The organism is Micromonospora sp. NPDC047738 (assembly GCF_040642675.1).
Lineage (GTDB): Bacteria > Actinomycetota > Actinomycetes > Mycobacteriales > Micromonosporaceae > Micromonospora.
In genome coordinates this window covers 373603-394045 of sequence record NZ_JBEYSO010000005.1, presented here as the reverse complement: position 1 = coordinate 394045, position 20443 = coordinate 373603, and the positions used below count along the sequence as shown (strand labels likewise).

General features: G+C 68.4%; 19 protein-coding genes. 9 read left to right on the top strand and 10 right to left on the bottom strand.

Features of this window, described 5'->3' with window-relative positions:
- Nucleotides 1-33: 33 nt before the first annotated feature.
- The 10 genes from ABZ783_RS11920 to ABZ783_RS11875 all read right to left on the bottom strand — a co-directional run bounded on the left by ABZ783_RS11920 (nt 34) and on the right by ABZ783_RS11875 (nt 12050).
- Nucleotides 34-1044 (bottom strand): BMP family ABC transporter substrate-binding protein, encoded by a 1011-nt coding sequence (locus tag ABZ783_RS11920; RefSeq protein WP_357436458.1) that lies wholly within the window; start codon nt 1042-1044, stop codon nt 34-36.
- A gap of 452 nt (nt 1045-1496) precedes the next feature.
- Entirely contained in the window at nt 1497-2192 is a 696-nt protein-coding gene (locus tag ABZ783_RS11915; RefSeq protein ID WP_357436456.1) for a GntR family transcriptional regulator, read from the bottom strand.
- A gap of 263 nt (nt 2193-2455) precedes the next feature.
- Nucleotides 2456-3286, bottom strand: coding sequence for a PIG-L family deacetylase (locus ABZ783_RS11910; RefSeq protein ID WP_357436454.1), 831 nt, complete (start codon nt 3284-3286; stop codon nt 2456-2458).
- A gap of 214 nt (nt 3287-3500) precedes the next feature.
- A complete protein-coding gene (locus tag ABZ783_RS11905; RefSeq protein WP_357436503.1) occupies nt 3501-4244 on the bottom strand; it encodes an AroM family protein in 744 nt (247 codons plus the stop codon).
- Nucleotides 4244-6028 carry an ABC transporter ATP-binding protein gene (locus tag ABZ783_RS11900; protein WP_357436452.1) on the bottom strand — a complete coding sequence of 595 codons (1785 nt, stop codon included), beginning with the start codon at nt 6026-6028 and terminating at the stop codon, nt 4244-4246. The genes ABZ783_RS11905 and ABZ783_RS11900 overlap by 1 nt, the downstream gene beginning before the upstream one ends.
- A gap of 51 nt (nt 6029-6079) precedes the next feature.
- Nucleotides 6080-7036, bottom strand: a complete 957-nt coding sequence (locus ABZ783_RS11895) for a DUF1177 domain-containing protein (protein WP_357436450.1) — start codon at nt 7034-7036, stop codon at nt 6080-6082.
- The gene (locus ABZ783_RS11890; RefSeq protein ID WP_357436448.1) at nt 7033-8358 is read right to left on the bottom strand and encodes a M20 family metallopeptidase; all 1326 of its coding nucleotides are present in this window, start codon (nt 8356-8358) and stop codon (nt 7033-7035) included. Before ABZ783_RS11890 ends, ABZ783_RS11895 begins: the two co-directional genes overlap by 4 nt.
- A 122-nt stretch (nt 8359-8480) precedes the next feature.
- Nucleotides 8481-10058: an ABC transporter substrate-binding protein gene (locus tag ABZ783_RS11885; protein ID WP_357436446.1), complete on the bottom strand. Its 1578-nt coding sequence runs from the start codon at nt 10056-10058 to the stop codon at nt 8481-8483.
- A gap of 83 nt (nt 10059-10141) precedes the next feature.
- Nucleotides 10142-11050, bottom strand: coding sequence for an ABC transporter permease (locus ABZ783_RS11880; protein ID WP_357436444.1), 909 nt, complete (start codon nt 11048-11050; stop codon nt 10142-10144).
- Nucleotides 11043-12050 carry an ABC transporter permease gene (locus ABZ783_RS11875; protein WP_357436442.1) on the bottom strand — a complete coding sequence of 336 codons (1008 nt, stop codon included), beginning with the start codon at nt 12048-12050 and terminating at the stop codon, nt 11043-11045. Before ABZ783_RS11875 ends, ABZ783_RS11880 begins: the two co-directional genes overlap by 8 nt.
- A gap of 163 nt (nt 12051-12213) precedes the next feature.
- Here ABZ783_RS11875 and ABZ783_RS11870 point away from each other — a divergent pair, with 163 nt between their 5' ends.
- The 9 genes from ABZ783_RS11870 to ABZ783_RS11830 all read left to right on the top strand — a co-directional run bounded on the left by ABZ783_RS11870 (nt 12214) and on the right by ABZ783_RS11830 (nt 20340).
- Nucleotides 12214-13038 (top strand): IclR family transcriptional regulator, encoded by an 825-nt coding sequence (locus tag ABZ783_RS11870; protein WP_073838485.1) that lies wholly within the window; start codon nt 12214-12216, stop codon nt 13036-13038.
- Nucleotides 13039-13082: 44 nt separating this feature from the next.
- Complete coding sequence (pepE, locus tag ABZ783_RS11865) at nt 13083-13823, top strand: dipeptidase PepE (RefSeq protein ID WP_357436441.1); 741 nt, start codon at nt 13083-13085, stop codon at nt 13821-13823.
- 211 nt (nt 13824-14034) lie between these two features.
- Nucleotides 14035-14901 (top strand): MerR family transcriptional regulator, encoded by an 867-nt coding sequence (locus tag ABZ783_RS11860; protein WP_357436440.1) that lies wholly within the window; start codon nt 14035-14037, stop codon nt 14899-14901.
- Complete coding sequence (locus ABZ783_RS11855) at nt 14888-15877, top strand: BtrH N-terminal domain-containing protein (protein ID WP_357436438.1); 990 nt, start codon at nt 14888-14890, stop codon at nt 15875-15877. The genes ABZ783_RS11860 and ABZ783_RS11855 overlap by 14 nt, the downstream gene beginning before the upstream one ends.
- Before the next feature lie 107 nt (nt 15878-15984).
- Complete coding sequence (locus ABZ783_RS11850; RefSeq protein ID WP_357436437.1) at nt 15985-16575, top strand: DinB family protein; 591 nt, start codon at nt 15985-15987, stop codon at nt 16573-16575.
- Between the two features lie 192 nt (nt 16576-16767).
- Complete coding sequence (locus ABZ783_RS11845) at nt 16768-17646, top strand: alpha/beta hydrolase (RefSeq protein WP_357436436.1); 879 nt, start codon at nt 16768-16770, stop codon at nt 17644-17646.
- A 37-nt stretch (nt 17647-17683) separates the two neighbouring features.
- Nucleotides 17684-18526, top strand: a complete 843-nt coding sequence (locus ABZ783_RS11840; protein WP_357436435.1) for a hypothetical protein — start codon at nt 17684-17686, stop codon at nt 18524-18526.
- A 249-nt stretch (nt 18527-18775) separates the two neighbouring features.
- The gene (locus tag ABZ783_RS11835; RefSeq protein ID WP_357436434.1) at nt 18776-19375 is read left to right on the top strand and encodes a class I SAM-dependent methyltransferase; all 600 of its coding nucleotides are present in this window, start codon (nt 18776-18778) and stop codon (nt 19373-19375) included.
- A 188-nt stretch (nt 19376-19563) separates the two neighbouring features.
- Nucleotides 19564-20340, top strand: a complete 777-nt coding sequence (locus tag ABZ783_RS11830) for a phosphotransferase (RefSeq protein WP_357436433.1) — start codon at nt 19564-19566, stop codon at nt 20338-20340.
- Nucleotides 20341-20443 lie beyond the last annotated feature (103 nt).

Here is a 20443-nt window from a genome sequence, read left to right as displayed (position 1 = left end):
CCGGAATCGGGACGAGTCTTCATCGACGGCGGCCTAACGCTGCTCGAAGTGGTAGGCCGGCTTGGGGAGGAGAACACCCTTGTCGGCGACGATCTTGCCGTCGGTGATGTCCTTGGTGATCTTCTCGACGAGCCCCTTCTCCTCCGCCGTCCCCTTGCCCGGACAGAACTCGAATCGCAGCGCGCCGGTGCCCAGGCCGTAGCTGATGGCGCCGGCCGGCAGCTTGCCACCAGCGGCGTCGGAGACAGCGTTCTTCAGGATGTCGGACCAGCTCACTACGCCGGAGCCGATGATGTGGGGACTCGAGTCGCAGTGCAGGGCGAAAACGTCGTACACGTCGGCGGGGCTGGCGGACCCGCTGGCGGCCTGGTAGACGCCCCCGGAGCCACTGTCGAGGTCGGAGAGGATCGAGTCCACGCCACTAGCGATCATTGCCTCGGCGGCCTGCTTGGCCTTGCCGACATCGTTGTAGTCGCCGGTGTAGGTCTGCACGACCTTGGTGTTCGGATTTTCCAACGCGGCTCCTTGAGCCATGCCGTAATACCACGCGCCGGACGCGGGAACCTGGAGGCCGGCGATCATCCCGAGTTTCTTGCTCCGGGAATGGGCCGAAGCGACGGCCCCGACCACGATGGCGTTGTAGCCAACGGCGGCGCTGACCGAGGTCACGTTCTCGGCGTAGGCGTCGAGGTCGGCGGCCACCAGGATGAAGTGCACCTTCGGATACTTCGGCGCCACGACCGCGACGGCCTTGTTGAACGAGGCGCCGTCGGCGACCACGATCTGGTTCTTCGCCGCCAGCGACTCCAGGCCCTGGATCTGCTCCTGTGAGTTGGCGGCGTTGTCGACGATGGAGGACAGCTTGAGGTTCTTGTCAGCTTCGACCGCCGCGTTCACGCCGGCCAGGCCGAACTGGGTGAACCCGCCGTCGTTGCGGGGGGCCTGGGAGATGAAACCGATGTTCTTGGTCCCGTCGGCAGCCGCTCCGTCGCCCGAGACCCCACACGCCGAGAGTGCGAGGGGTATGGCGGTAACGGCTGACACGATCGCGATCTTGGTACGCATGCGAGCCCTTTCGTCGGCTGCTGCCCGTGTAGGTAACAGGGGTGAAACGGACCGGTGAAGAAAACTGGTATGGCAGATGCAAGCGCCTAGACTGCGGGAGCGCGGTAACGTGCACCAGATACTGCTGATCTGCCATACCAGTTGTCAAGAGGTTGATCCGACCCGAATTCCGGATGACGTGCCGCAGGCCGGGCCGACTCAGCGTCGGCACAGGAACGGCGGTCGAAGCAAGGGCCACCCAGGCCGGCCAGGGCCGCACCGGCCGAGGACGGCAAGACTGCGCGCACGTGCCTACCCGGACGCGCGATCAACGGCTGCGTGCCGGCGCCGGGCTGGGCTCACATACGGGATTGCGGGGTCGGGCCGCTGCTCACGTCCAGCGACGGGCCTCTCCTGGCCGCCGAGGTCGAGCGCGGAAGTGCCGGACCGGGTCAGCGACCGAACTTAGCCGTGACCTCGTCCTGAAGTTCGAGGCGGCCCTGCTGCACGTGGGCACGCATGGCCTCTTCCGCCGCATCGGCATTCCGCGCGCGGATGGCGTACACCACAGCGCGGTGCTCCGCGAGCGACCGCCGCATCCGCCCCTCTCGCCTGGTCACGATCGACGACAGCAGGCCGCGGTTCAGATGCTGGACCAGCAACCGGTAATGGTCACTCAACCGTTCATTGCCAGCACCCTCGGTAATGAGTTCGTGCAACCGCGCGTCCACGGCGCTGTAGCCGTCGGTGTCGCCAGCCTCGACGCAGTCCTGCATCGACGCCATCACCTCGTCGATCCGCGCGATGAGCTCGTTGCTGGCGCGGTTCGCGCACAGCCGGGCGGTCATCCCCTCCACCGCCTCACGCACCTCGAAGAGATCGAGGATCTCGTGCCGGCTAAGGCTCTTGACGAAAGTGCCACGGCGACGCTCGATCGACACAAATCCGGCACCTTCGAGCTCCTTGAACGCCTCACGCACCGGCATCCGACTGACCCCGAACCGCTCGGCGAGGCGCGCCTCTGAGAGCTTCTCCCCCGGCGCGATAGCCCCGGACACGATCTCCTCACGAAGCCTCTGGACGATCACGTCCTTCTTCGAGACGTCGTTTTCGGCGACCCCAGCGGATGCCCTCTGCGCCGCCGACATAGCTCCCAAACTTCCTCTAGACCACTGCCCGAACTCCCCTGAGCCTGATGCATGATACCCGCTGCGGTGGCCGTGCCAGCACGGGCAGCGACGGCCCACCCCCGGCAGCGGGCGTGAAGGACTCGGTCAGGGAGGCGACCGGGGCGCTGGCGGAGCAGTCAGCCCTTGTCCTCGCCGCTGCCGCTCGCGCGAACGGGCCGAAGCTACCCTCGGGCGATGGCACTGCCGGCACCAGGACCGGCCCGACCGCCCCTCGGTGCCGGTCAGCGTAGCCCGGCGAACAGGTCGTCCTCCGGCGTCGGCGCACCGGTGGTGTCGCGGACCCGGACGAAGGTCTCCACGCCCATGAGCTCGGTGAACCGCTCCTGACCGAGTTGCAGGAAGAAGATGTTCTCGGCTTGGCTGGCGTGTGCGACCAAGGATTCGAACTTCTGCCCGCCGAAGGCGCTCGTGTCCACCCAGGTGGTGATCTCGTCGTCCGGCAGGCCGAGCGCCGGCATCTCCCCCGACGGTCCGTCCGGCTCCGGAAACTCGACGCCGATCTCCTTCATGACGCGGCCGAACTCCTGGAACGCCCTGCGTGGCACCGTGGTCCAGTACACCTTTGCGGGAATGTCCGTACGCTCGACCGCGGCCATGGTGATGCGGTGGGCCTGGATGTGGTCCGGGTGGCCGTAGAAGCCGTTCTCGTCATAGGTGACGACGACGTCGGGTCGGTAGCGCCGGATCAACTCGGCCAGCCGGTCGGCCGCCTCCCCCACCGGGGTGTTCCAGAACGCGCCGGGCGCGTCGTTGGCCGCCCAACCCATCATTCCGGAGTCGGCATAGCCGAGCGTCTCCAGGTGTGTGACCTTCAACGCCTCGCAGCTGGCCGTCAACTCGGCGCTGCGCATCGCCACCACGGCCTGCGGGTCATGCCCCGGGTCGCCTGGCTTGACCCCACCGGGCCCGTCGCCGCACCGCCCGTCCGTGCAGGTCACGAGCACTGTCGTGATTCCCTCCGCCGCATACCGGGCGAGGATGCCGCCCGTGCTCGTCGCCTCGTCGTCGGGGTGCGCATGCACCGCCATCAAGGTCAGGGATCGCTCAGTCACCCCACCACCATACGAGGGAGGCCCCGACGCACTGGGCTTTGCCGCGATCCGGACGGCTGCCGGGACGGGGCGTCGCTATCTGGCGCTGCCCTCGGACGTATCAGGGCGAACGCCATGCGGCAGCACCAATGCTTGACGGGATGTGCTCCTGGCGGGCGGTCTCGCCGACGATGACTGGCCGGACCGCCTCAACGCGGAACTCCCCGATCAGGACTCACCAACCCGGTGAACGCTCATGGTCAGCGTACGAGGCGGAACACAGGAGCTCCACCGCGCCCGTCACCGCGAGGTGGCGGGCGGTCTCGGCTCGGATGCCCTTGGCGGCAAGCACTTCCCGCTGCTCGCCGGTGTAGCCGATGCAGTCGAGAAAGACCACGTCGGCGCCACCCGCGGTGACCCGCCGTCCGGCAGCCGCCACCTCGTCGAGTCCAGCCGTGTAGGGGTCTACGGCCGCCGCGATGACCGAGCGGCCCAGGCGCCCTTCCCACCGTTCCCGGATGTCCGTCAACTGCTCTGGCACGGGGCACAGCACACCCAGGGAGCCCTCGCCGACGAGCTGCTCCATGAGCTCGTGGGCGAGGTCCTCCGCGTGGAGCACCGGCACCGACGCCGGGCCGTGCTCGACACGGCCGGTGCACAGCACGAGCACGACCCCGCACCGATCGGCTACGCAACGTCGGATGGCGTCGTCGAGTGCTGGGGCGATGCTCGCCGCGCCGAGGCGGACGCGCGAACCGTCCCGCAGGCGGGAGACGAGGGTGCGCTCCCCGGCGCGCGGCGCGAGCCGAGCGATGCCGTCCGCGTCGAGGAGGTCCAGCGCGCCGTGTTCGACCCAGTCGACGCCGGAGAGGGTGGCCTCGACATCCGGGATGAGGTCGGTGCGGGGTGCCTGGCCGATCGTGACGAGACCGAGTCTCGGCCTCACGTGGGTCGCCCGGCCCTCAACCGGCACGTGCATCACGCCACCGCCTTCTCGGGCAGGTCCGCGGCCGCGACGCCACGCTCGACGATGCGGCGTCGCACGGCGCGGTCGACGCGCGCGTTGGGGTCGGCGATCGGGATCGCGGCGAGGAGCGCCTTGGTGTAGGGGTGCTGAGGCGCTGTGAAGATCTGCTCGACGGTGCCCTGCTCGACGACGCGGCCCTGGCTCATGACGACGATCTCGTCGGCCATCATCTCGACGACGGACAGGTCGTGCGAGATGAAGACGTAGGTGAGTCCGAGGTCTCGCTGCAGTTGCTTCATGAGGTCGAGCACCTGGGCCTGCACCGACACGTCGAGTGCCGATACGGGCTCGTCGCAGACGACGAGGCTCGGGTTGAGGATGAGGGCCCGCGCGATGCCGATCCGCTGGCGCTGGCCCCCGGAGAACTCGTGCGGGAAGCGGTCGATGTGTTCCTCCCCCAGGCCGACCGTCTCGAGGACCTCGACGATGCGGGCGCGGATCGCCGCGTCGTCGAGGTCCGTGTGCAACCGCAGCGGCTCGGCGAGTGCCCGGTGGATGGTCCACCGTGGGTCGAGCGAGGCGTACGTGTCCTGGAAGACGATTTGCATCTGGGAGCGGAGGCGACGCAACTCGTCGTCACCGGCCGCGAGGAGGTCGGCCCCGTTGAAGGTCACCGTCCCCGACGTCGGCTCGTGCAGGCGCAGCAGGGCCCGACCGGTTGTCGACTTGCCCGAACCGGACTCGCCCACGATGGCGAGCGTGCGGCCACGGCGGACCCGGAAGGAGACACCGTCGACCGCCGTGATGGTGTCGGCCGGACGTCCCAGCCGGCGGCGTCGCCCGGTGAAGACCTTCGTCAGGTCGGTGACCTCGAGCAGCACCGGCGCGTCGTCGTCGGGGGCTTCCGTGGGAGCGGCCGTGCGTGCCTCGACGCGAACCGACCCGGAGCCGTCGCGCGCCGTGCTTCCCTCGGCGAGCGCCTCGACCGCCTCGATGACCTGCCTGTTGGCGGAGGGGATGAAGCTGAGCAGCCGCTTCGTGTAGTCGGCCTGTGGCGCGGCGAAGAGCTGCTCCGTCGGCGCCGTCTCCTGCAGCTCACCGCCGTACATCACGGCGACCCGCTGGCAGGTCTGGGCGACGACACCGAGGTCGTGCGTGATGAGCAGGACCGCTGTCCCGTGCTGCTCCTGCAGGTCCATGATGAGGTCGAGGATCTGCAGCTGGGTCGTCACGTCGAGCGCCGTCGTCGGCTCGTCGGCGATGAGCAGCTTGGGCTCGCATGCCATCGCCATGGCGATCATGACGCGCTGACGCATCCCGCCGGACAGCTCGTGCGGGTAGCCCGCGAGGACGCGTGCGGTGTTGCGGATCCCCACCATGTCGAGCAGTTGGCCCGCTCGGTCGGCCGCCTGCCGTCGGCCCAGGCGCAGGTGCTGGCGCAACGGCTCGGTGAGCTGGTCGCGGATCGTGAAGACCGGGTTGAGCGCGGTCATCGGCTCCTGGAAGATCGTCGCGATGTCCTTGCCGCGGATCCCGCGCCTCTGCCGGTCCGACAGTGCGGCGAGGTCGCGTCCGTCGAAGCGGATGTGCCCACCTGTGATGTGCGCCTGCCGCGCCGGCAGCAATCCCGTGATCGACATGGCGGTGACGCTCTTGCCCGAGCCCGATTCGCCGACCAGCCCGACCATCTCGCCGCGTGCGATGGTCAGGTCGAGGCCCCGGACCGGGTGGATCGGGCCGCGGGACGTGTCGATGCGGATCGAGAGGTTCTCGATCGACAGCAGAGTCTCAGCCATGTCCGTGCTCCTTGGTTCCGTATGCCGCTGGGCTCGGTCTCGCGCGCCCGCTCAGGCGTGCGCGGGGACTTGTCCAGCCGTCTGCAGGTGGGTGGCCGGGCCGTAGAGGCTCTCAAGGAGCGCTGCCTGGGCCTCGTCGTGGAAGGACACCGCACCCGCGGTGAAGCCCTTGGCGACCTCGACGGCGAAGCGCGCGGCCAGGGCGATGTCGACCTCGTGACTCGCGCCGGTCGCGCAGCCGGCCACGGGCGTCACCGTCGTGATGGCGACACCGACGACGGGCGCGGCCGTCGCGACGGCCGGCTGGAGGATCGAGTTGAGGTGGTAGAGGCCGTTGCCGTACGGCGTGATGTCCTGCGTCGACAGCGGGAAGACGACGGCGGGCTCACCCGACACGGTCTCGAGGACGCCGATGAGGTCGGCGCTCGCGGGGAGGATGTAGCCGGCGCGGACCGTCGGGGAGATGGCGATGCCACGGTGGTTGATGAGGCGGTTGCCCTTCGTGGTGTCGATGGACAGGACGGCGTCCATCTCCGAGGTGACCTCGTGCTCGTTCATCGCGGTGATGTCGACGGGCGAGTCCATGAAGGGCACGGGGTCGTGTGGACGGGTCGGCGCGTCGGGGCAGATGTGCGTCGAGATGACGACGTCGCCGGGCAGGACATCGCCGCGGGCGTGCATCGCGAGGAGCTTGGCGGCCGCGGCGATGGCGGCGGTCGCCCCGTCGCCGTCGGACACGTAGCCGATCAGCTCCGGCCGGGCGCCGATGCCGCCGAGGCGCCCGACGACACCGAGCGTCGGAGCGTCGCCGCCGGCGGTCTTGCCGCGGCTGCCCGGGACGGTGACGCAGATGAAGTCGGTCGAACCGAGCTCACCCGCCACCCTCTCGACGGTGATCGAGCAGGCATTGTCGCCGAGGGTACGCAGGTGCTCGGCGACGAGATCTCCGGACGCGTCGGGGCGGTCGAGGAGGTCGAGGGCCGTAAGGACGTGGGACAGCACGATCATTCGCTTTCGACAGCGGTCTCGGCGACGCCGAGGTACCGGAGGGTGGTCAGGGCGTAGGTCTTCGCGGCGAGGACGACGTCGGCGACTGGTGCCTTCTCGTCGAAGCCGTGGATGGTGGCCAGCTCGGCCGGCCCGTACTGGAGCACGGGGATGCCGTGGCTGCGGAAGGTGCGGGCGTCGGAGGACGCCCACTGGAGCACGCCCTCCGTGGTGGGGTCCCCCGTCAATTCGCGCAGAGCCGCGACGAGCTCGGTGACGATGGGGTCGCTCGGCGGCGTCCAGTTCGGCTCGCTGCAGAAGCCGATCGGCTCGATCGTCGCCTCGACGCCCGCCTCGGCGAGCAACTCGTCGACCCGGGCGAGGACCTCGGCGCGCGACAACCCGATCGGCACGCGGGTGTCGACCTCGACGACGCACCGGTCGGCGACGACGTTGGAGGACGTGCCGCCGCGAATCGTGCCGATGTTGACGGTGACGTGCTCGAAGACGGCACCGATGCCGGGAGCGTAGCCCTCGCGCTCCTCGGCGAACGTCTTCGAACTCTCGATGAGGTCGCGCACGTCCTCGGGCGCGGACGGCTTCATGTCCCAGAGCTGCTGCAGGGCGACGACGGCCCGGGCCGCGAGGAGGTTCGCGCTGACGCCGTGCAGCGGCTGGAGGCTGCCGTGCCCCGGCTTGCCGTCGATCGTCATGCGGAACCAGTTGCTGCCCTTCTGGCCGATCGTCGGGTGCGTCCGTTCGGCGGGCTCGGCGATGATCGCGCCGGTCGCGCCGTCGAGGACCCCCTGGTCGAGGAGCCAGTCCGCCCCGCGTGAGCCGCCCTGCTCCTCGTCGGGGACGGCGGCGAGCGACAGCCTCCCGGCCAGCGGGACACCGAGGCGGTGGAGGACGACGAGCGTGTGGATGACGCCGGCGAGACCGGCCTTCATGTCGCTCGCTCCGCGACCGCGCAGGTAACCGTCGACGACGTCACCTGCGAAGGGCGGGAAAGTCCAGCGGCTGAGGTCACCGACGGGTACGACGTCGGTGTGGCCGGCGAGCACGAGGTGGCGCGCCGTCGTGGGGTCGCCGCCCACCGCGGCGTTGCTCGCGGCACGGTGGACGACGATGCTGAGGCGACCATCGCCCGCGTCGTGGACCTCGGGGTCGAGGCCCTCGGCGCGCAGATGGTCGGCGATGAAGGTGCCGACGTCTGTGCAGTCCCCCGGGGGGTTCTCGCTCGGGATCCGGATGAGGTCTCCGGCGAGCGTCAGCAGTTCGTCCCGGGTGCGCTCGATCTCGTCGAGGACCCGGGTCTCCCAGTCGGAGGATTGCGTGGCCACGTCAGGCTCCAAGTGTCGTTTCGTGTACGGGGCGTCGGATTCGTACTGGTGCGCGGGGAGGCGGCCGCTGGCCGCGCGTCGGGATGGCAGCGGGCCCAGCGGCGCGCCTCCCCTTCTCGGCGTCAGCCCTTGTTGCTCAACTGGAAGAAGCGGATGATCCCGTCGGGGTACGACGTGTACCCCTGCACGCCCGCGCGCTCCGCAACGACGATGTTGTACTCGTACAGGTAGGCCCACGGCGCCTGGGTGTTGATGATCTCCTGCGCCTTGCCGTACAGATCGTTGCGGACGTTCTGGTCCGGCTCGGTCGAGGCCTGCTTCCAGAGCTTGTCGACCTCAGGGTTGTTGAAGTTGACGTAGTTGCTCGTGCCGTCGCTGGTCAACAGGAGGCCGAGGTGATAGCCCGGGTCGTTGACGAACGAGGTCCAGCGGCTGATGTAGCTCTGCACCTTCTTCGTCGCGAGCGCCTCGAGGAACTGCGGACGCGCCATCTTGTGGATGTTCATCGTCACGCCGATCTTCGCCAGCTCGGCCTGGATGAGCACGGCGTCGTCCGACCAGTCGTCGAAGCCGCTGCCGAGGGTGAAGTCGAAGCTGAAGCCGTTGGGGTAGCCGGCCTCCACGAGGAGCGCCTTGGCCTTGTCGAGGTTGTGCGAGTAGACGTAGCCGGCGTCGGAGAAGCCCGGGGTCGAGCTGGCCACGGACGAGCGCATCGACGACGCCTGGCCCTTCATGACGTCGCTGATGAGCTTGTCGTACGGGATCGCGTACGACACGGCCTGGCGGACCTTCGGGTTGTCAAACGGCTTGATGGCGTTGTTCATCCCGAAGAAAAGGATCTTGTTGCTGGCGCGGGAGTCGATGGCGACGCCGGACTGCTTCGACAGGGTGTCGACGTCCTTCGCCGGCACCTCGAGCGCGAGGTCGACCTCGCCCTTGGTGAGGAGCTGGACGCGGTTGCTCGCCTCGCCGATGAACTTCGTGTTGACCTTGCGCAGGGCCGGCTTCTCGCCCCAGTACGTGTCATTGCGCTCGAGCACGGCCTCGGTCGCCGGGTCCCATTTCGTCACCCGGTAAGGGCCGGAGCCCGCGGTGTGGGTGTCGAGCCAGGCGGCGCCACCCTCGGCGTTGACCTTGTCGATGTTGATGATCGAGAACGAGTACATCGGCAGGATCTGGAGGAAGAGGTGGTTCGGCGCGGTGAGGTCGATCTTCACGGTGCGCGGGTCGATCGCCGTCACCGTGCCGATGCCGGCCATGCCGTAGAGGAAGCTCGCCGACTTGGACTTCTTGATGAAGTCGAACGACTTGACGACGTCGTCGGAGTCGAGGGCCGAGCCGTCCTCGAACTTCACGCCCTGCCGCAGCGTGAAGGTGTAGCTCTTCGAGTCGTCGCTCACCTTCCACGACTCCGCGAGCATCGGCACGATCTTGTCCGTCTTGGCGGTCGGCTTGCCGTTCGTCGTCGTGCGGTCGTACGTGACGAGTTGGTCGTAGGCCGCCACGACGAACGTGTCGGAGGTGACGTCGTTGGCCTCGGCCGGGTTGAGGGTCTTGCCGCCCTCGGAGTAGGCGGCGACGAGGGTGTCCTTGGCGGCCGCACCGGCACGCGAGGAGCCGCCCTGGTTGGCGTTGGCTCCACAGCCGGCTGCGGCGAACATGACGGCGACCGCGGCGGCCAGGGTGGCGCTGCGCTTCACGCTGTTCTCCTTCATGTACGGGTGGGGGAAGATGCGATGGAAGGGGGTGGATGGGCTGGCGCCCGTGGCAGATACGAACCGGGTCATCGGCTCGTCCGCAGGCGCGGGTCGAGGACGTCGCGTAGGCCGTCGCCGACGAGGTTGAAGCCGAGAATCGAGGTGGCGATGGCGATGCCGGGAAAGACGGTCATCCACCACTCGCCGCTGATGATGTAGCCACGGCCGTCCGAGATCATGACGCCCCACTCCGCCGTCGGCGGCTGCGCGCCGAGGCCGATGAAGCTGAGCGAGGCGGCCGTGAGGATCGCGTAGCCCATGCCGAGAGTCGCCCGGACGAGGATCGGGGCAACGGTGTTCGGGACGATGTGACGGGTGAGGATCGTCCGGTCACGCAGGCCGATGGCGCGACCCGCCTCGACGAAGTCACGCTCCCGGAGCGAGCGGGTCTGGCTGTAGACGATGCGGGCGAACTCGGGGATGCCGACGACGCCCACGGCGATCATCGCGCTGGCCAGACCCGGGCCGAGGGCGGCGGCGATCGCCATGGCCAGCACGAGCGACGGGAAGGCGAGCAGCACATCCATCACCCGCATGAGCACCGCACCCACCACGCCGCCGAGGAAGCCGGAGATGGCGCCGATCGGGACACCGATGAGCAGCGAGATCCCGACGGCGATGAGCCCGGTCCAGAGAGAGATCCGCCCGCCGGCGAGCACCCGGGCGAGGATGTCGCGGCCGAAGTTGTCCGTGCCGAACAGGTGTGCGGCGGAGGGCGGCTCGAGGAGCCCGCCGGCTCCGGTCGCGGTGGGCGAGTACGGCAGCAGGCCGGCGACGAGAGCGCCGATGGTCCAGATCGCGATGAAGACGAGGCCGACCATCGCCAGGCGGTTGCGGATCAGCAGGCGCCAGGCCGTCGTGGGCCTCGAACCCGCCCGGTCGGACGACGCGGCCCGGACGCCGCTCGCAGAGGCGGACACGGTGGTGTCAGGCATTCTCGATCCTCGGGTCCAGTCGGGCGTTGAACAGATCGACGCAGAGGTTGACCGTCAGGTAGATGGCCGCGGCGAGCAGCGTGAAGGCCTGGACCGGCGCATAGTCGGTGGCGAGCACGGACTGGACGACATAGAAGCCGACGCCCGGCCAACTGAAGACGGTCTCGGTGATGACCGCGCCGCCGAGGAGTTGGCCGAACTGGAGCCCGACGACGGTCACGACGACAGGGGCGGCGTTCTTCAGCGCGTGCTTGAGGATGACCTTGGCCGGCGGCAGGCCTTTGGAGCGAGCGGTGCGCACGTAGTCCTGGTTGATCACCTCGAGCATCTCGGACCGGGTCATCCGGGCGATGATCGCCGTGCTCCCGGTGGCGAGGCACAGGGCCGGCCAGATTATGTGGGCCAGCGACGACTTCAGCGCGACCAGGTCACCGGTCAGGAGCGAGTCGAGGACGTAGAGGCCCGTGATCGACGTCGGTGGGTTCACGTCCTGGGCGATGCGGCCCAGCGGGGCCGGCTCCCACCCGAGCTTGTTGTAGAAGACGAAGATCACGATGAGGGCGAGCCAGAAGAGCGGCATCGACGCCCCGATCAGCGAGAAGATGCGGCTGGCGTGGTCGATCGGCCGGTCGCGACGCGTCGCGCTGATGACACCGATGGGGACCCCAAGCAGCAGCGAGATGAGGATCGCCACGATGGCGAGTTCGACCGTCGCCGGCAGCCGGGAGGCGAAGTCCGCGAGGACGGGCTGGCCGGTGTGCCACGCGAATCCGAAGTCTCCAGCGAAGAGGCCGCGCACGTAGGAGATGAACTGAGCGACCAGTGGCTGGTCGAGGCCCATCTCGGCACGGATCTTGTCGACGGTCGCCGGGTCAGCCTGCTCCCCAGCGAGAGTCCGGGCCGGGTCGCCGGGCAGGACGCGGGTGAGCAGGAAGATGCAGAGCACGACGCCGAAGAGTGCCGGGATCATCGCGAGGACTCGTCGCACCACGTGGTTCACAGCCACCTCCAATCTGCGCTTCGTTGGGTCTGACCTGGTCTCGGCGCCCAGGATTCGCTTGCCCGTCATCACTGAGCAATACTTTCTCTGTATTTGAGAGGGCGTCCCTGATTGGCTCCGGGTGCGGTAGGTTCTCACCCGTCCCGCCCATCCCGGAGGACCCATGTCAGACACGGGCGCTCGCCCCCGCTCGCCGCTCCAGACCGTGGACCGCGCCCTGGAGGTCCTGCTGTCGTTCACCGAGCGGCGCCGCGACTGGGGCGTCATGGAGCTTGCCGAGGCCTTCGCCATCGACAAGTCGACCGCGCAGCGCATCCTCGCCGCGCTCGCCGCCCGCGGCTTCCTCAGCGCCGATCCGGTGTCCCGGCGCTACAGCCTCGGCCCGACGATGTGGCGGATGGCCGCCGTCTGGGAACGCACGGGAGGCCTGGCCGCCCTGGCGCACCGGGTGCTGGAGCCGCTCGCCTTCCAGACCGATCGGACGGCCCTCTTCGCCGTCCCGGACGGGCTCCACGTCCGGTGCGTCGCGGCCGTCGACGGCGGCGGACCGCTGCGCAGTCATCCGCTCGTCGGGGAGCTGTACCCGGCCAACGCGGGAGCCACCTCCCGCGGCTACTTCGCCTTCCTTGACGGCAACGAGCGGCGCGCCCTCATCTCGGGGCGGGTCTTCGCGACATTCACCGAGCTGACCAGGGTCGACGAGCATGAGCTCGAACGGCTCTTCGTCGAGGCCGTCGCGCAGGGGTACGCCTACTCCGAGGGCGAATACGACTACGCCACCCGGGCGCTCGCCGTTCCCATCATGCTCAGAGGGCGGCCTGTCGGCTCGCTCAGTCTCGGCGAGAGCAAGTATCCGGCGCGTTCCGACGACATCCGAGACCACCTGCCGGCACTGCAGGCCGCGGCGGAGCAACTGTCCGCCCTGCTCGACAACCGGGCGAACTCGGCCGCCGTAGCCCGGCAGACCAAGCCGACCCGAGCCCACTGAGCGCCGCGCCCTTGAGCCAGACCGACCACCGCGAGGAGACACCCATGCCCCAGGGCCACCAGAACCTCCTGCTCCTGTCCAACTCGACGGCCCCCGGGCGGACCTACCTCGAGCACGCGTGCGAGGCGATCCTCGAGACACTCGACGGCCTGCGCTCCATCGTGTTCGTCCCGTTCGCGTTGGCGGACCACGACGCCTACACCAAGACGGTCCGTGGTGCCATGGAACCGCTCGGCATCACCGTCCGCGGAGCCCACGAGGGCACGCCGCGCGACCTGGTCGCCGGTGCCGAGGCCGTCTTCGTCGGCGGCGGCAACACCTTCCGCCTCGTCAAGGCGATCCACGAGCTCGGCCTGATCGACGTCGTGCGTGCCCGGGTCGCCGAGGGGATGCCCTACCTCGGGTCGAGTGCCGGCACCAACGCCGCGACGCCGAGCCTGCGCACGACGAACGACATGCCCATCGTCCAGCCGCCGTCGTTCCAGACCTTCGGCCTCGTGCCCTTCCAGATCAACCCCCACTACCTCGACCCGGATCCGGCCTCGACGCACCAGGGCGAGACCCGGGAGGAGCGGCTCACCCAGTTCCTCGAGGAGAACGACGTCCCGGTGCTCGCCATGCGCGAGGGCACCTGGCTGCGGGTGAGCGACGGTGCCATGCGGCTCGATGGCGTGGCCGCGGGCGCGCGAGTCTTCCGCCGAGGATCCGAGCCGGTCGAGGTTCCGAGCGGCGCCGATGTGACCTGGCTCGTCGAGAGGGTGGGTGCGTTCGACATCCACCGTTGAGGTCAATCAGTCGACGAGGTCAGCCATGTCCTCGATCATGACGAACGGACCTGCGTCTCTGATCACGCGGCGGAAGCAATAGTCCGCAAGCGGGTGGGACCTGCGGACGACCGCACCTGTTCCACGATGATTTCCTCCAGGTGCGGCGCGGCAGGGCCGCGCCGGGGTTGACCCTCTCCCAGAGAGAGAGTCGAGGCTGTTGGAGGCGCTGGTGACGGGGTTGATGCCGATCGGAGTGTTCGCGCGAGCGACCCGGCTGTCCGTTCGAGCGCTGCGCAACTACGACCAGCTGGGTCTGCTCGTCCCGGCGTGGGTCGATCCGGGTACCGCCTACCGCCGGTACAGCGTCGACCAGTTCCCCCGGGCGGGGCTGATCCGACGGCTACGAGAGCTGGAGGTGCCGTTGCCCGAGATCGCCGAGATCCTGGCGGCCGACACCCCGGAGCAGGCACGCACCGTTATCGAGCGGCACCGGGAACGCGTGGCCGCGCGGGCGGCCCGGCTGGATGAAATCGCCGGGCAGTTGGGGGTCGTGCTGGCCGAGCCGGGGCGCGTGCCGGGCTGGCTACACGTGTACGAACGGTGGCGCCCCGCCCAGCCCACCGCCCGCGTGCTGGTGCGTACCCCACTGAGCGGGCTGGCCGAGGCGCTGGCGCCCGGGTTCGCGCGGCTGTTCGCCGGCCTCGCCGCGCAGGGGATCGCCCCGACGGGTCCGGCCGGGACCCGCTACCTCAGCGACGACCTCGACGCGGCGGAGTTGGAGGTGGAGGTGTTCGTGCCGGTGGGGCACCCACCCCGGCCGACCGCGACGATCGCGGCCGGGGAACTGGCGGGCTGCCTGCTCGCCGCGACCGTCCACGAGGGTGGCTACGACGACCTTGAGACCGCCTACCGGTCCCTGGGGCGCTGGATCGCCGAGCAGGACCGGGTGCTGGCGGGCCCGGCCGAGGAGCGCTACCTCGTCCCGCCCGCGCCCGGCGTACCCACGGCCGCGCTCCGCACGGAGATCGCCTGGCCGGTCCGACCCCCGTCCGGCCCGCCCGACCAGCAGATCAGGACACCGAATGATCATCGATAATGTGGCGTTCCCCGCCGGTCAGCACTGCGAGACCACCACGCTCGGCGCCCTGCTGCGCCACGAGGGCCTCGACCTGTCCGAGCCCATGCTGTTCGGCCTCGGCGAGGGTCTGGGCTTCGTCTACTGGGACGCCAAGAACATGGACTTTCCATTCCTCGGCGGCCGCACCAAGCCGACCGCGATCACCCGGACCGTGGCCGACCGGCTGGGCCTGGCGCTGCACATCCAGGAGACCGCCTCGCCTCGAAAGGCCTGGCAGAACGTCGCCGCCGCCCTCACCGCCGGACGCCCGGTCGGCCTGCAACTGGACTGCTACCACCTGGACTACTTCACCACGAAAGTCCACTTCGGGGGCCACTTCGCCGCGATGTACGGCTACGACGACACCCACGCCTACCTCATCGACACCGCCCAGCAGGGCGGCACCGTGACGACCACGCTGACGAGCCTGGAACGGGCCCGCGCCGAACGCGGACCGATGACCGCCCGCAACCTCTCCTACACCATCGCCAACCCCGCCGGCCAGCCCGATCTGGGCGACGCCATCCGGTCGGCCATCCGGAACAACGCACACGCCTTTCTCAACCCACCCATCGCCAACCTCGGTCACCGCGGCATCGCCAAGGCAGCCCGACAGGTGGCGCGGTGGCTCGACCGCTCGAGCGACCCGTCCCGCGACCTCCCGCTGGCCGCGGCGCTGATGGAACGCGGCGGGACCGGCGGCGCCCTGTTTCGCAACATGTACCGCGACTTCCTCGCCGAATGCGCCACGATCGTCGACGACGACAACCTCCGCGTCGGTCACCAGCTGTACGCCGAGATCGCCCCGTTATGGACCGAGGTCTCCCACCACATCACGGCCGCCGGAGCAACCGCCGACCCAGACCACCTGACCCGCGCCTCGGCAATGCTCACCGAACTCGCCGACAGGGAACACCACGCCATGCAGATCCTGACCGCGATTGGCACCGACTGATACGGCTCGGTCTGCGGCTGATGAGGATGCCGACGCCTCCAGCCGGGCGCTGATCTTGCGGACGGCACCTCGCACGATGGCTCGGCGCATAAGGAAGACTGGCGGGCATGGCTGACTTGGACGATGCGAAGGCTGCGCTGCACCACTACCTTCAGGCGGCTCGCGAAGACCTAATCTGGAAGCTCGACGGGCTGAGCGAACGTGAAGCCAGACTGCCCCGCACCGCGACCGGCAACAACCTGCTGGGAGTCCTCAAGCACTGCCTCAATGTCGAAGCCGGCTACTTCGGGCCTACCTTCGGGCGCGAATTCCCGACGCCTGAGGAACTGGTCGCCATGGAGGCGTTCGAGGAGGACCCGCAGGCAGACTGGTACGCGCGGGAGGAGGAGACGAAGGATGGGCTGATCGACCTGTATCGCCGTGTCGGGGTGTTCGCGGACCAGACGATCGAACAGCTACCGCTCGACGCGCCGGGGCGGGTGCCGTGGTGGCGGCCAGGTAGACAGGCCGTGACGCTGCAAAGGATCATCGTCCACGTGACCTGCGACCTCGCTCGTCACGCCGGTCACGCCGACATCATGCGCGAGCAGCACGACACGGCGATCGGCCTGCGGCGGGAGAACACCAACATCCCTCAGGATTATGACTGGCCGGCGTACGTCACCCAGCTGACGAAGCTGGCTGACCGCTTCGGATAGCCGCCCGGTCCCGTCGGTGCAGTCGGTGAGTTCAGCATCCCCTCTTCGGCACGGCCGGGCCTTGGCTTGATCCGTTGGGGATGACAGTGGGTAGCGGTCGGCAAGCGAACACCGAATCCCTGCCATGCCCAGTTCGGTCACTTGAGGTGGTTGCGCGGGGACCCTCGCTAACCGACGTAGGAGGAGGACGCAATGCAGGCGATCCAGAAGGTCCGCCATCGACATGCCGACGTCAACGGTCTGGAGGTGTTTTTCCGCGAGGCCGGGCGCCCCGGCCGGCCGACCGTACTGCTGCTGCACGGGTTCCCAAGCTCGTCGCACACATTCCGGGAGGTCATGCCAACACTGGCTGAGGTCGCGTACGTGGTCGCGCCTGATCTTCCCGGCTTCGGCATGTCCTCGTCACCAACCGTCGACAAGTACGACTACACCTTCGAGAACCTCTCACGGGCGATCGAGAACCTACTCGACCAGCTTGGGGTCGAGCGCTTCTTCGTCTACCTGCACGACTTCGGCGCACCGGTGGGATACCACCTGGCCACCCGCGCCCCGAATCGCATCCGCGGCCTCATCGTCCAGAGCGGCAACGCGCACGAGGACGGCCTCGGCGAGCAGTGGGACAGCGCCAAGGAGTACTGGGCGGACCCGACCGACGACAAGCGCGCCGAGCTGCCGGACTGGTTGAACTTCGCTGGCACCCGTGACCAGTACCTCGCCGGGCTGCCCGAATACCTGCGTACGCTGCACCCTCCCGAGTCGTGGCACCTCGACTGGGAGCGCATGAGCCGACCCGGCAACATCGACGCGCAGTTCGCGCTCTTCAGCGACTACGCCAGCCACGTCGCCCGCTTCGATGAGATCGCCGAGTACCACCGGGCTCACCAGCCGCCGGCGCTCGTGCTGTGGGGACGGCGCGACCCGTACTTCGACGTTGACGAAGTCCTCGCCTACCACCGCGCCCTCGAGCGCATGGACGCGCACATCTACGACGGCGGGCACTTCTTGTTGGAGACGCACGCGGCCGAGTGCGCCAAGCTCATGCGGGCGTTCGTGCTCGACAACGCCAACTGAAGCCAGCGACCCACGCCCGACCAACAGGAGAAGCCCCGTGCCGCCCCGTAGAACCCGCGTCCTTTACGTCACCGATCTGGCATACGAGGCGCGCGGGCGTCGCTATTGCGACGAGGACATCTTCTTGTCCACCCAACTGCGGGAGCACTTCGACATCGCCCTGTGCCACCCGATCGATGCAGTTGACTTGATGGACTCCTTTGACGTGGTCGTGGTTCGCAACAGCGGCCCCGTCCTGTACTACCAGGATCATCACGACGAGTTCCGCGCTCGTGCGAGGCAGACGGGTGTGCGAGTCTTTACCGAGTTGACCGGCAAGGCCGACATGGCCGGCAAGCAGTACCTGCTGGATCTGTACGGAGCCGGCTACCCCGTCATCCCCACCGTGGACCGGTTGCAGGACATCGAACGCCTGCCACCGGCCACCCAGTACGTGGCCAAGCCGAAGTTCGGCGCTGATTCCGTTGGTCTGCAGTTCGTTCAGCGCGAGCAACTGCAGGACCTGACCTACGACAACCTGCTGGTCCAGCCACGTGTCGATTTCGAGTACGAAGTCTCCTTCTACTTCGTCGACCGCACCTTCCAGTACGCGTTGTACGCGCCTCATGCCGACCAACGGTGGCTGCTCGAGCCCTACGAACCGACCGATGCCGATTTGGCGTTCGCTCAACGGTTCATCGACTGGAACGACATCAGCCACGGCATCCAGCGCGTCGACGCCTGTCGCACACGAACCGGCGAACTCCTACTCGTCGAGCTTGAGGACCTCAACCCCTACCTCTCTCTGGACCGCGTTGCCGCTCCGACCAGAGATGCCTTTGTCAGGGACATGACGGCATCCATCGCGGCCCTGGCCACGATGAGCCCGACACCTCGCTGACCGCCCAACGAACCCGAGGAAGCACGATTCGGCCCCAGCCAACCAGTCCGCACATCGGCTAGTTTCGACCGGCGGCCGACCGGCGACCTGGCCCCGGTCGCTGAGTGGATGGCCGGCCTCCGCGGCACCCCATGGTCATCGACGCGAAAGGCTGCGGCCGGCCGCCCGTCCTCGTGGCTGGAAGAGGCCTTTCCAGACAGCGCTGGCCCACGTCGGCCTTCCGAGCACGAGAGCTCATATAGTCACGGGGTGAAGATGGAGCAGGTCCGGCAGGCATATGCGTCCGTCGCAGAGCTCTACATCGAACTCTTCGGTACAAGCCAGCAGGTACACGCCGACGACCTCGCGTTTATCGCGCGACACCTGGCGGGTCGACCTGGCACGGTGCTCGATCTGGGCTGCGGGCCTGGCCACATCACCGGTTACCTCCGCTCGTTTGGCGTCGACGCAACGGGAATCGACATGGTCCCCGAGTTCATCGCCCATGCGCGGGCAGCCCACCCGAACGGTAGGTACCAGCTCGGGTCGATGGAAAATCTCGCCGTTGCCAACCACTCCATCGCCGGCATCCTGGCCTGGGGCTCGTTGATCCATCTGCCGCCGGAGGATCTCGACGGCGTGCTAGCTGAGTTCCGGCGAGTAATGGCCCCGGCCGGGGCATTAGTGCTTGGTCTCTTCGTAGGTGACGAGGTCGCCGCCTTTGACCACAAGGTCGTGACCGCCTATCGCTGGCCCGTTGACGAGTTCTCCGAGCGACTGGCGCGAGCCGGCTTCACGGAAGTTGAGCGTCTGCAGCGGCCCAGCGAAGGCCCTCATCGGCCACATGCCGCCATCGCGGCAATCGCGTAGGGTGAGCTGGGTCGTGTAGACCTCCGGCTATGAACCGCGCTCGGCCGCTGGCGGCTGTCCTCGTCCGGGCCGGATGTCTGTCACCGTTGCTGTCGAAGGCCTCCTCCTCTCACGGCGGCCCTGGAGCGGTAATCACCGGCATGTCGCACGGTCAGCCTGTTCCGGGCAGTTCTCGTAACATGAGCGCCGTGCACGGGTTTGTGAAGCGTCGCGGCATACCAGAGCCAGGTTCGATTCCCGAGGTCCTGGACATGTTCCGTGCCGAGGTGCGCTTCTATCGCGAGATCGCGCCGATCGTGGGCGTCCGAGTGCCTACCTGCTTTCACTCCGAGATCACCCCGGTAGGCACGACACTGGTCCTCGAAGACCTCTCCTCATGGCAACCAGGAGCCGACCCCGTCGCACACGCCCAACTGCTGTCGCACATGCATCAGCGTTGGGCCGGGCAGGCTCCGCTGAGGTGGCCGTGGCTACGTCCGGTAGGCGCAGCCGCCGACCTGGTCGGCGACCTGTTCGACCGGATGATGCCGACCCTGGCAGCACGCCCTGACCTACCCGCTAACCTACGAACGCTCGCTGCGCGACTCGTAGGACGAGTGCCAGAGGCCGAGCAGGACATCGCCTCGGCAGGCCCGCTCACCCTCGTACACGGCGACGCGTCCGCACGCAACGCCCGCACCGCCCCGAACGGCGAGCTGGCACTTCTCGACTGGGAGGACGTCTCCGCCGCCCCCGGAGTCATCGACCTTGCCTGGCTCCTGCTGTCCTCCGTCGACCCCTCCCAATGGGCCGCCGTCACCGCCGCCTACGGACCTGCCGAACGCCTAACGACGGTTCTACCCGCCGTCGTCGTACAGGGGCTCCTCTGCTTCGCTGACACTGCGGAAGGGTCCGTCGAGGCGCAAGCATGGATCGGCCGGCTCAACGCGGCTGAGCAACGGCTGGCTTCTTGGACACCACTCTGATCGGGAAACGTCGGTCAGCCAGTAGGTCAGACGTTGAAGCGGAACTTACATCGCGCGGCAAGCCTTCACCCACCTCGCACCTCGCCCGACAGAACCGGCACCA